Origin of the sequence: Mycobacterium sp. E2462 (genome assembly GCF_001672685.1) — a bacterium.
In the GTDB taxonomy this organism is placed as follows: Bacteria; Actinomycetota; Actinomycetes; order Mycobacteriales; family Mycobacteriaceae; genus Mycobacterium.
Window position 1 is genome coordinate 1 of sequence record NZ_LZKC01000235.1, and the last position, 10585, is coordinate 10585.

Annotated in this window: 9 protein-coding genes and 2 pseudogenes; 2 read left to right on the top strand and 9 right to left on the bottom strand. The window is 66.8% G+C overall.

Annotation, left to right across the window (positions count from 1 at the left end; translation table 11 throughout):
* From A5714_RS11655 to A5714_RS11695, 9 genes and pseudogenes are all read right to left on the bottom strand, one after another.
* Positions 1 to 1088: MCE family protein (locus tag A5714_RS11655; RefSeq protein WP_068285358.1), on the bottom strand; the 1088-nt coding region annotated here is incomplete at its 3' end.
* Positions 1085 to 2545, bottom strand: a complete 1461-nt coding sequence (locus tag A5714_RS11660) for a virulence factor Mce family protein (RefSeq protein ID WP_068070205.1) — start codon at positions 2543 to 2545, stop codon at positions 1085 to 1087. The genes A5714_RS11655 and A5714_RS11660, both read right to left, overlap by 4 nt.
* On the bottom strand, positions 2545 to 3609 hold the full coding sequence (locus A5714_RS11665; protein ID WP_068285353.1) for a virulence factor Mce family protein: 1065 nt from the start codon (positions 3607 to 3609) through the stop codon (positions 2545 to 2547). The genes A5714_RS11660 and A5714_RS11665 overlap by 1 nt, the downstream gene beginning before the upstream one ends.
* On the bottom strand, positions 3599 to 4654 hold the full coding sequence (locus A5714_RS11670) for an MCE family protein (protein ID WP_068070175.1): 1056 nt from the start codon (positions 4652 to 4654) through the stop codon (positions 3599 to 3601). The genes A5714_RS11665 and A5714_RS11670 overlap by 11 nt, the downstream gene beginning before the upstream one ends.
* Entirely contained in the window at positions 4654 to 5856 is a 1203-nt protein-coding gene (locus tag A5714_RS11675; RefSeq protein WP_068285356.1) for a virulence factor Mce family protein, read from the bottom strand. The genes A5714_RS11670 and A5714_RS11675 overlap by 1 nt, the downstream gene beginning before the upstream one ends.
* 19 nt (positions 5857 to 5875) lie before the next feature.
* Positions 5876 to 6718: an ABC transporter permease gene (locus A5714_RS11680; RefSeq protein WP_068070173.1), complete on the bottom strand. Its 843-nt coding sequence runs from the start codon at positions 6716 to 6718 to the stop codon at positions 5876 to 5878.
* Between the two features lie 14 nt (positions 6719 to 6732).
* Positions 6733 to 7497, bottom strand: a complete 765-nt coding sequence (locus A5714_RS11685) for an ABC transporter permease (protein ID WP_068070172.1) — start codon at positions 7495 to 7497, stop codon at positions 6733 to 6735.
* A 235-nt stretch (positions 7498 to 7732) separates the two neighbouring features.
* A pseudogene (locus tag A5714_RS11690) lies at positions 7733 to 8635 on the bottom strand (3-oxoacyl-ACP reductase); the annotation flags it as partial.
* A 104-nt stretch (positions 8636 to 8739) separates the two neighbouring features.
* Entirely contained in the window at positions 8740 to 8931 is a 192-nt protein-coding gene (locus A5714_RS11695) for a ferredoxin (protein ID WP_064951960.1), read from the bottom strand.
* A gap of 208 nt (positions 8932 to 9139) precedes the next feature.
* On the opposite strand from A5714_RS11695, the gene A5714_RS11700 reads away from it, so the two are divergent.
* Positions 9140 to 10321: an acyl-CoA dehydrogenase gene (locus tag A5714_RS11700; protein WP_068070170.1), complete on the top strand. Its 1182-nt coding sequence runs from the start codon at positions 9140 to 9142 to the stop codon at positions 10319 to 10321.
* Between the two features lie 18 nt (positions 10322 to 10339).
* Positions 10340 to 10519: pseudogene (locus A5714_RS11705) on the top strand (acyl-CoA dehydrogenase); the annotation flags it as partial.
* Between the last annotated feature and the right edge of the window lie 66 nt (positions 10520 to 10585).

Here is a 10585-nt window from a genome sequence, read left to right on the forward strand (position 1 = left end):
AACTCACCGGTCAAGAAATCCGGCGGGTTGAGGATCTCGTTCATGTGGGCCATGTTCGGATCGAAGTACGCGGTGGTGAAGAAGGTTTCCCCGATCCTGCGCAGCGTCAGGTCGAAGGTGGTGAACACGTTGAGATAGTCACCGCGCACCGCCTGCTTGATGCCGTAGTTGGGGAACGGGAAGGTCAACAGGATCTGCAGCGAGGTGATGAAGTTCTTCCGGTTGTCGTTGAGCGCCTTGACCACCGCGTACAGGTCCTTCAGGTCGGCGGCGAAGTCGCTCTTCGTCTTGGCCAACACGTTCGACGTCACGGTCGCCAGCTTCTTGAGGGCCGCGAAGGCCTCGACGATGTGGCCGCGGTTCTTGTTCAGCACGCGTAACGCATCGGGCAGCGTGTCCAGCGCCCGGGCCAGGTTGTCCTTGTCGCGGGCCAGCGTCGCGGAGAACCGGTTCAGGCCGTCCGTCGCGTCGATGATGTCGCCGACCTGCTGGTTGAGGCCGGCGGTCAGCTCCGCCAGCCGCGGCATCAGGTCGACGAACTGGTCCTGACGCCCCGCGACCGCCTGGTAGGTCTCGTCGGTGATCTCCTCCAGCGCGCCGACATTGCCCTTGTTGACCACCACCCCGAGCGCGGACAGCACCTCCTCGGTGGTCGGGTAACGACCGGTGTTGGCCTCGGCGATCTTCGAACCGTCGGTCAGCCGGCCGACCGCGGGCTTGTTCTTCGGGCGCGCGAGGTCGATGTGCATGGACCCCAGCAGCGATGTCTGCGCCACCGTCGCCGTCGAATTGGCGGGCAGGACAACGTTTTTGTCCAAGGCCAACTTCACCGCCGCGTAGAACGACCCGTCGGCGCGCTGTTCGGCGGCGATGCCGGCAACGCTGCCGACGGTGACGTCGTCGACCATCACCGGGGAGTTCTGCGGCAGCGTCGCCACGTCGGGCAGTTCCACCGTGATCGAGTAGGCGCCGCTGCCGTGCCCGGCGGTGCCCGGCATGGCCAGCGAATTCAGCCCGCTGAACTGGCAGCCGGCCAGCAAGGCGCTGCCCATCGCGAATACGCCGGCGCGCAACAACATTCGCCTCATCCGCCGCTCCCGGGTGTGGCGGGCGGCGGCGCCGCTTGACCAGGCGGCGGCGCCGCTTGGCCGGGCGCCGGGCCCGGCCGTGGACCAAACGCGCTCCCCGGGGCGGGCTCCGCGTTGCCCAACGCCGGCGCCGGGGCCGGCGCCTGCGCGCTCTGCGGGGGCGTCGGGACCAATAGGGCCTGCAGGTCCGCCGGGTTCTGCGACGCCGGCGGGGTCTGAGTGCCCTTGGCGGGGATCCAGGTCAGCTGCGGGACCGGGGTCGCCGACTTGGCCTGGGTCTCCGGGGTGTCGTAGATGATCTGGCCCTTGTAGGCCGTGATCGTGTTGAGCGGGTGGAACATCAGCGGCGGATAGTTGACGGTCAATCGGCGCAGCACCGGACCCAACCGTTCCCGGCACAGTTCGGCCCGCTTGAAGTACTCGGGCGCCCGGATGCCGGCGGCGGTCTCGAAGGAACCGCCGCAGATGAACTGCACGGGGTTGGCGAATTCCGGTATGGACAGCAGGCCGTTCAGCGTGCCCTGTGCCGGGTCGTAGATGTTGTAGAAGTTCGAGATGCCCGGCCCCGCCACGTGCAACACCTGCTCGATGTTGTCGCTCTGGTCGCTCAGCGTCTTGGCGAAGTCGTTGAGGTTGTTGACGGTGTCGATGATCGTCGAGTTGTTGTCGTGCAGGAAGCCCCGAACGTCGGAGAGCGCCTTGTTCAGCGTCCCCAGCGTGGTGTCGAGGTGACGCGAGCTGTCGGCCAGCACCTGGGACACCGAGGCGACACTGCCGGCGAATTGGACGATCTGGTCGTTGCTGGCCGAGAGCGCGTTGACCAGCACCTGCAGGTTCTTCACCGTGCCGAAGATGTCACTGCGCGAATCCCCAAGGCGCCCAGCAGCTTGCGACAGCTCGCGCAGCGCGTTGTGGAACGAGTCGCCCTTGCCGTCGAAGGTGTCGGCGGCCTGGTTGATGGCGGCGCCCAGCGGCCCCTGCATCGACCCGGTGGTCGGACCGAGCTGAACCGCCAGCTGGGTGAGCGACTCCTTGACCTCGTCCCACTCCACCGGCACCGCGGTGCGGTCGGCGCCGATGCTGGCGCCGTCGGGCAGCGTCGCCCCACCCGTGTACGCGGGGGTCAGCTGGATGAACCGCGCGGCCACCAGGTTCGGGGACATGACGATGGCCTTGACGTCCTTGGGAATCTTCACATCCTTGGACACCGACATGGTGATCTTGACGTTCGCGGGCTCCGGATCGATCGTGTCGATCGTGCCGACCGGAACGCCGAGGATGCGGACCTGGTCACCGGGGTACAGCCCGACGGCGGACGCGAAGTAGCCGACGATCTTGCGGTTGTTCCCTTGAGAGGTCAGCACATACACGCCACCGACCAACACCGCGACGAGCGCGATGATGGTGGCGTAGCGCAGCCCCCTGCTCCGGGCGGCCCGGCCCATGACGTTTCGCATCACGGCGACTTCGGCCTGATGACCCAGCGCTCCTGGATCAACCCCCGCAGGTAGTCGGCCAGGCTGGCCGGCATCTTGCCCGGCTGGTAGACGAAGTCGAACATCGTGGCCAGCAGCGGCGCCGGGATCACCCCGTAGACGTTGACGTTGAATCCCGGCCCGGAGCCGACGACCTCGCCCAGCTCGGTGGCGTAGGTGGGCAGCCGCTTGAGCGCCTCGGTGATGTAGTCGCGGCGCTCGTTGAGGTCGCTGAGCACGTCGTTGAGCTTGCTCAGGGCGGGGCCGAACTCTTTGCGGTTGTCGGCGACGAAGCCCGAAATCTGTTGGGAGAGGCCCTGGATGCCGCCGACCAGCTGGCCGATCGCGGCGCGCCGCTCGTCGAGCGCCGCAAACAGTTCGTTGCCGTCGTCGACCAGCTTGTTGACCTGCTCCGCGCGCTGGGACAGCACCCCGGTCACCGATTTCGCATGCGCCAGCAGGCCTTGCAGCGCCTCGTCGCGGGTGTTGAGGGTCCGCGACAGGGAGGTCACGCCGTCCAGCGCGCCGCGCAGCTCGGGTGTCGCGTCGTGCAGCGTGTCGGTCAGCACGTTCAAGGCCTGCTCGAACTGCGGCTTGTCCAGATTGTTCGCGTTCTGGCCGAGGTCCTCCAGCGCGCCGGCCAGGGTGTAGGGCGTCGTGGTGCGGCTGAGCGGGATGCTGGTCGTCTTGCCACCGCCGGCCGGTGTCACCGCGATGGACCGCTCGCCGAGGATGGTGTCGGTGCGGATCGCGGCCAGCGACTGGTCACCCACCGCGACGTGCCGGTCGACGCTGAAAGTGATCTTGGCGCTGTCGCCGGCCAGCCCCACCGAGGTCACCTTGCCGACCTTCAGGCCCGAGACGTACACGGCGTTGCCGGGGTTGATGCCGCCCGCGTCGGTGAAGTAGGCGTCGTAGGTCTTGCCCTGCGGGTAGAACGGCAGCCCGGCGTAGCCGAACGCGATGAGCACGACGCACACCACCAACACCACGCCGAAGATGCCGGTGCGCAGCGGGTCGCGTTCGTGCGAAGGGTTATTTGACAAAAGCGCACCTGCCCTTGCTCGGGTCTACCTGACCACCGAGTGGCAACAGGATGTCGCCGCCGGCCGGGCCGTTGATCTTGATGGTCACCGAGCAGAAGTAGATGTTGAAGAACGAGCCGTAGGCGCCGAGCGCCGCCAGCCGCAGGTAATCCTCGCCAAGCTGCTCGACGTCGTTGTTGACCTCGGCCTTGCGGTTGTCGATCTCGGTGGCCAGCGGGCGGGTGTTTTCCAGGATGCCTTGCAGCGGCCGGCGCGAATTCTTCAGCAGGTCCGTCAGATCCGTCGTGGTCGACGCCAGCGGGGGGATGGCACCGGCGATGTCGTCCTTGTTCTTGGCCAGCCCGCTGATCAGCTGCTGCAGTTGATCGACGCTGGCGGAGAACTTCGCGCTGCGCTCGTCGACCGTCTTGAGCACGGTGTTGAGGTTGTTGATGACGTCACCGATGAGTTGGTCGCGCTGGCCCAGCGCCGAGGAGAACGCGCTGGTGTTGGCCAGCACGTCCGACAGCGCCCCGCCCTGACCCTGCAGCAACTGGATGACGGCGCTGCTGATGGTGTTGACCTTGTCGGCGTCCAGGCCCTTGAGCACCGGCCGCAGCCCGCCGAGCAGCGCGTCGAGGTCCAGCGCGGGCTGGGTGTGCGCGGCGTTGATCGTGCCACCGTTCGGCAGCCTGCGCAGTTCGCCCGGCCCGGAGGTGATCTCCAGATACCGGTCCCCGACCAGGTTTTCGTAACGGATCACCGCGCGGGTCGACGAGTACAGCGTGTAGCGCTTGTCGACCCCGAATTTCACGTCGATCGTGTTGTCCGGGTTGAGCTTCACACCGGAGACCGCGCCGACCGGCACGCCGGCGATGCGGACCTTGTTGCCCGACTTCAACCGCGACACGTCGGTGAACGTCGCGTGGTAGGTGCTTTCGGGGCCGAACCGGAAATCGCCGAACACCACCACCAGGGCCGCGGACACCAGCAGCATGGCGACCGCGAAGACGCTGACCTTGATCATCATCGAGCGGTGCGACGGCATTCCTCCCGGAGCGGGCATCAGAAGTCGTCCCGTTCCGCGAAGGCACCGTGGAACAGGAACTGCAGGGTCGAGGGGGCGTCGAACTGCAGTTCGGTGAACGGCTCGTACGGGATGTTGGCGTTGTCGGTCACCAGGAACGGCGCCCGGTACCACGACCCGCCGTGTTGTTTGTTCGGGATGTCCGGCAGGCCGCGGCAATTCGGGCCTCCGGAGCCGTTCACGATCGGCAGCGACTCCGGGTAGGTGTACGCGGGTGCCCCGAGCACGAAGCTCGACGAGGTGAACAGGCCCGCCTTCCGGACACCGAGGATGGGGCCGAACTCCTTGAGGCCGCGGTCGATTCCCGAGAACAGGCAGCCGAACTCCGGCGAGTATTCGGAGGCCACCTTCAAGGGGGCCCGCAGCCGGTTGATGGCGTCGATGAAGTCCTGCTCGGCCGGCGCCAGCGTCTCATAGGCGTTGTTGGCCAGCCCGATCGTGGCCAGCAGCGTGTCGTTGAGGTTGTTCTGCTGGTCGACGACGGTCTTGTTGATGGTCGGCAGGTTGTCGAAGACGGTGTTGAGGTCGGGCGCCGCGTCGGCGTAGGTGTTGGTCACCACCGCGGCCTTGCGGAAGTCCTCCTGCAGCGTCGGCAGCTTCGGGTTGGCCTGGCGCGCAAGGGTATTGAGGCCCGACAGGATTCCGCCGAGGTCGTCGCCGTGGCCACGCAGGCCTTCCGAGAACGCGCTGAGCGTCCCGTTGAGTTCGACGGGGTCGATCTTGTGCAGCAGGTCGATCAGCGACTGGAATAAGGTGTTGACCTCCAGCTGCACGGCCGACGCCGCGACGTGGGCGTCGGGGCGCAGCGCGGTCGGCGAGGGCGACGCCGGCGGGATGAACTCCACCGCCTTCGCACCGAAGATGGTGTTCCCGGCGATGTGCACGGTCGCGTTGGACGGGATGTAATGCAGGTCGTCGCTGTTGATGCCGAGGATCAGCCGCGCCTGGTCACCGGAGTAGTCGATCGTTTCGACCTTGCCGATTTGGATGCCGCGGTATTTGACCTTGGCGCCCTTCTCCATCACCAGCCCGGCGCGGGGCGCCGCGACGGTGACCGTGTCGATCGACGCGAACGCCGCCGTATAAGAGAGGTAGGTCAGCACGGCGAAACCCACCATCAGGCTGGCCAGTATCGCGGCGGCCAGCCGGACGGTGGTGCGCTTCGTTCCCGTTTCTGCCATGACTGTGTAAGCGGTCCTCTTATCCGGAGAGGTTGAAGTTACCGGACGCTCCGTACACAGCGAGCGAGATGAACAAAGTAATGACGACCACGACGATCAGCGATGTCCGCACCGCCTGACCGACCGCGATGCCCACGCCCACCGGCCCGCCGCTGGCGTTGTAGCCGTAATAGGTGTGCACGAGCATCACCGCGATCGACATGACGATCGCCTGCAAAAACGACCACAGCAGGTCCGAGGGGATCAGGAACGTGTTGAAGTAGTGGTCGTAGAGCCCCTTGGACTGCCCGTTGATGTACACCGTGGTGAAGCGGGCGGCGAAGAACGCGGCGAGCACCGACAGCGAGTACAGCGGGATGATCGCGATGAGCCCGGCGATCAACCGGGTCGACACCAGGTAGGACACCGAGTGCACGGCCATGCATTCGACGGCGTCGATCTCCTCCGACACCCGCATGGCCCCCAGCTGGGCGGTGGCGCCCGCGCCGATGGTGGCGGCCAGCGCGATGCCCGCGATCACCGGCGCGACCACCCGGACGTTGAGGAACGCCGACAGGAACCCCGTCAGCGCCTCGATGCCGATGTTGCCCAGCGACGAATAGCCCTGCACGGCGATGACACCGCCGGAGGCCAGGGTCAGGAAGGCGGCCACACCGACCGTCCCGCCGATCATCACCAGCGCGCCGGCGCCCATGGTCATCTCGGCGATCAGCCGGACGGTTTCCTTGCGGTAGCGGGTCAGCGCGTTGGGGACGTACCGAACGGTTTGGCCGTAGAACAGCGCCTGTTCGCCGAAGTCGTCCACCGGCCCCTGGAACCGGGAGAAGAACCGGCGAAAGCGCAGCGTGGCGTCATAGCTCATCGGTGGTCACCCGCTCACTTCGCCGAGATTCGGACGCCGATGGCGGTCATCACCACATTGATCACGAAGAGGCAGATGAAGGCGTAGACGACGGTTTCGTTGACCGCGTTGCCGACGCCCTTCGGACCACCCTTGACGGTGAGGCCGCGGTAGCACCCCACCATGCCGGCCATCACACCGAACAGCAGGGCCTTGACCTCGGCCAGCACCAGCTCGCGCAGGCCGGTCAGCACCGTCAGCCCGTTGATGAAGGCCCCCGGGTTGACGCCCTGCAGGAAGACGGAGAACACGTAGCCACCGGAGAGGCCGATGGCGCAGACCAGGCCGTTGAGCAGCAACGCCACCACCGTCGACGCCAGCACTCGGGGCACGACGAGCCGTTGGATCGGGTCGATGCCGAGCACCCGCATCGCGTCGATCTCTTCCCGGATGGTGCGGGCGCCCAGGTCGGCGCAGATCGCGGTGGCCCCGGCACCGGCCACGACCAGCACCGTGACCACCGGACCCAGCTGGGTGATGGTGCCGAACGCGGTTCCAGCGCCGGACAGGTCGGCGGCGCCGATCTCGCGCAGCAGGATGTTGAGCGTGAAGGCCACCAGCACCGTGAACGGGATGGACACCAGCAGGGTGGGCAGCAGCGAGACCCGCGCGATCATCCAGGTCTGGTCGAGGAATTCACCGAGTTGGAACGGCCGGCGAAACGCGGCGCGGGCGGTGTCGATCATCATTTCGAAGAACCCGCCGACGGCGCGCGCGGGCACCGCAAGTTGTTCGATCAACTTGAGTCCCCCCTCAGCTGCTCACGGCGAAGTCTAAGTGTTGCTTATGCGATGTCGTCAGTCACACGCCGACCCGTGTGAGCCGGATCATATTAACTCAGAACGACTTCACCGTGTCAATGAACGGAATTAGTTTGTCCGAACCGTTAACACAGCAGGTCAGAACCACTTGTCACGTGTCAAACTGAAACACGTTCTACCTGGTCCGGAGCCTTTCGGAGGCCAATTCGCCGCCCTATTGCTCCATCAACGCGGACGCCGCGAAATTTCGCTCAGGGTCACGGCCAGCAAAGTAGTTCTGCAGCGTCGCGCTCAGCTCCGCGGGCTCCCAGGCGGCCCCGTCGGCGCTGAATCGGTGCTCCGCGGTGGGCGCGGCAACCAGCGTCACCTGGGGCCCGTAGACGATGAACACCTGACCGTTGACCTCCGCGGCGGCCGGGCTCGCCAAGAACTTGACGAGGCTCACGACGTGCTCTGGCGACAACGGGTCGACGCCACCCTCCCCGGCGTCGGGGCCGGGGCCGAACACGTCGGCCGTCATCGCGGTCCGCGCCCGCGGGCAGATCGCGTTGGCGGTCACGCCGTAGCGGCCCAGCGCTCGCGCCGCGGTCAGGGTGAGCGAGATGATGCCCGCCTTGGCGGCGCCGTAGTTCGCCTGCCCCACCGGACCGACCAACCCTGCCTCCGACGCGGTGTTGACGATGCGGCCGAAGACGGTCCCGCCCGCCTCCTTGGCCTTCGACCGCCAGTAGGTGGCGGCGTTGCGGGTCAGCAGGAAGTGACCCCGCAGGTGGACCGCGATCACCAGGTCCCACTCCTCGTCGGACATGTTGAACAGCATCCGGTCGCGGGTGATCCCGGCGTTGTTGACAACGATGTCGAGACCGCCCAGCCCGTCGGCGGTGGCAACCAGCTCGTCGGCCGTCGAGCGTTCGCTGATGTCGCCGGCCACGGCGACGGCCTTGGCGCCGGTGGTATTGATCTCATCGATGACGTCGGAGGCGTCCAACGCGGCCGCGATGTCGTTGACGACGACGGTGGCGCCCTGGCGGGCTAAGCCGAGCGCCTCGGCGCGGCCCAGCCCCGCGGCCGCGCCGGAGACCACCGCGACCTTTCCGGACAGATCGGTCGCGTTCGTGTTGGCTCCCGGCGACGATGCGGACCGCGGAGCGGTCTGAGGAGAAGCCGGGTCAAAAGGCCTAGTCAATTTATGAATACCTCTAGTTGTCGGTGACGGTGCGGTCAGTCGCCGCGTAGCAGCGCGGCGCGCGGGCACTCGGCGATGGCTTGCTCGGCCAATTGCTCCTGGTCGGCGGGAATCGGGTCGAGCTTCACGACGGCGTAGTCCTCGTCGTCCAGGTCGAAGATATCGGGAGCGATTCCCAAGCACACCGCGTTACCTTCGCACCGGTCACGGTCCACGATCACCCGCACAGCACCCTCCTTGAGCCAGGCCATCATTCCGAGGACACGCCCCATCGGCGTGTAGGACCACCATAGGGCCCCGGCGCGTCTGGCAAAACGGTCGCTGGATTCCCAGACTAGAACGTGTTACAACCGGGAAGGCGAACGGGTGGCCGTTGGTCGAGCCGCGGAGTGTGACGTGGCATTACGGGCGAGACGTTAGCGAAGGACGGCTGAAATGCGCATCAGTTACACCCCGGAACAGGAGGAGCTGCGCCGCGAGCTGCGGTCGTACTTCACCACGCTGATGACGCCCGAGCGCCGCGAGGCGCTGACCTCGACGGAGGGCGAGGTGGGGACGGGCACCGCGTACCGCGACACCGTCGCCCAGATGGGCAAGGACGGCTGGCTCACCCTGAACTGGCCCAAGGAGTACGGCGGCCAAGACCGCTCGGCCATGGACTCGCTGATCTTCACCGACGAGGCGGCGATCGCCGGCGTGCCGGTGCCGTTCCTGACGATCAACAGCGTGGCGCCGACCATCATGGCCTTCGGCACCGAAGAGCAGAAGAAGTTCTTCCTGCCCAAAATCGCGGCCGGCGAGCTGCACTTCTCCATCGGCTATTCGGAGCCCGGCGCCGGCACCGACCTGGCGAACCTGCGCACCAACGCGGTCCGCGACGGTGACGACTACGTCATCAACGGGCAGAAGATGTGGACCAGCCTCATCGCCTACGCCGACTGGGTCTGGTTGGCGGTGCGCACCAACCCCGAGGCCAAGAAGCACCGCGGCATCTCCATGCTGGTGGTGCCGACGACGGCCGAGGGCTTCTCGTGGACCCCGGTACACACCGTGTCCGGCGTGGACACCAGTGCCACCTACTACTCCGACGTGCGGGTCCCGGTGACGAACCTGGTCGGCGAGGAGAACGGCGGCTGGAAGCTGGTGACCAACCAGCTCAACCACGAGCGGGTCGCCCTGGTGTCCGCGCAGCCGATCTTCCTGGCCCTGCGGGAGGTCCGGGAGTGGGCGCAGAACACCAAGGACGCCGGCGGCGCCCGGCTCATCGACTCCGAGTGGGTGCAGATCAACCTGGCGCGGGTGCACGCCAAGGCCGAGGTACTCAAGCTGATCAACTGGGAGCTGGCGTCGTCCGAGGGCGAGGCCCTCTCCCCCGCCGACGCGTCGGCGGCCAAGGTTTACGGCACCGAGTTGGCCACCGAGGCCTACCGGCTGCTGATGGAGGTGCTGGGCACGGCCGCCACGGTGCGCCAGAATTCGCCGGGCGTTCTGCTGCGCGGCCGGGTCGAGCGCATGCACCGGGCCTGCCTGATCCTGACCTTCGGCGGCGGCACCAACGAAGTGCAGCGCGACATCATCGGCATGGTCGCGCTCGGCCTGCCGCGGGCCAACCGCTGAGCAGAAGGACGGACGTTCATGGATTTCACGACAACCGAAGCGGCGCATGACCTCGGCGGCCTGGTCGACACCATCGTCGACTCGGTGTGCACCCCGGAACACCAGCGCCACCTCGACGGGCTCGAGCAGCGGTTCGACCGGGACCTGTGGGGCAAGCTGATCGACGCCGGCATCCTGACCAGCGCCTCGGCGCCCAGCACCACCGACTCCAGGTAGGGCACCGCGGCCAGCTGGTGGCCTAGCGCGACGAGGATGGCGATCTGC

What these genes read in the sequence shown, in the direction of transcription:
- A5714_RS11675 (WP_068285356.1), bottom strand. Translation starts at nt 5,856, where the DNA reads ATGGCAGAAACGGGAACGAAGCGCACCACCGTCCGGCTGGCCGCCGCG.
- A5714_RS11670 (WP_068070175.1), bottom strand. Translation starts at nt 4,654, where the DNA reads ATGCCCGCTCCGGGAGGAATGCCGTCGCACCGCTCGATGATGATCAAG.
- A5714_RS11660 (WP_068070205.1), bottom strand. Translation starts at nt 2,545, where the DNA reads ATGCGAAACGTCATGGGCCGGGCCGCCCGGAGCAGGGGGCTGCGCTAC.
- A5714_RS11700 (WP_068070170.1), top strand. Translation starts at nt 9,140, where the DNA reads ATGCGCATCAGTTACACCCCGGAACAGGAGGAGCTGCGCCGCGAGCTG.
- A5714_RS11680 (WP_068070173.1), bottom strand. Translation starts at nt 6,718, where the DNA reads ATGAGCTATGACGCCACGCTGCGCTTTCGCCGGTTCTTCTCCCGGTTC.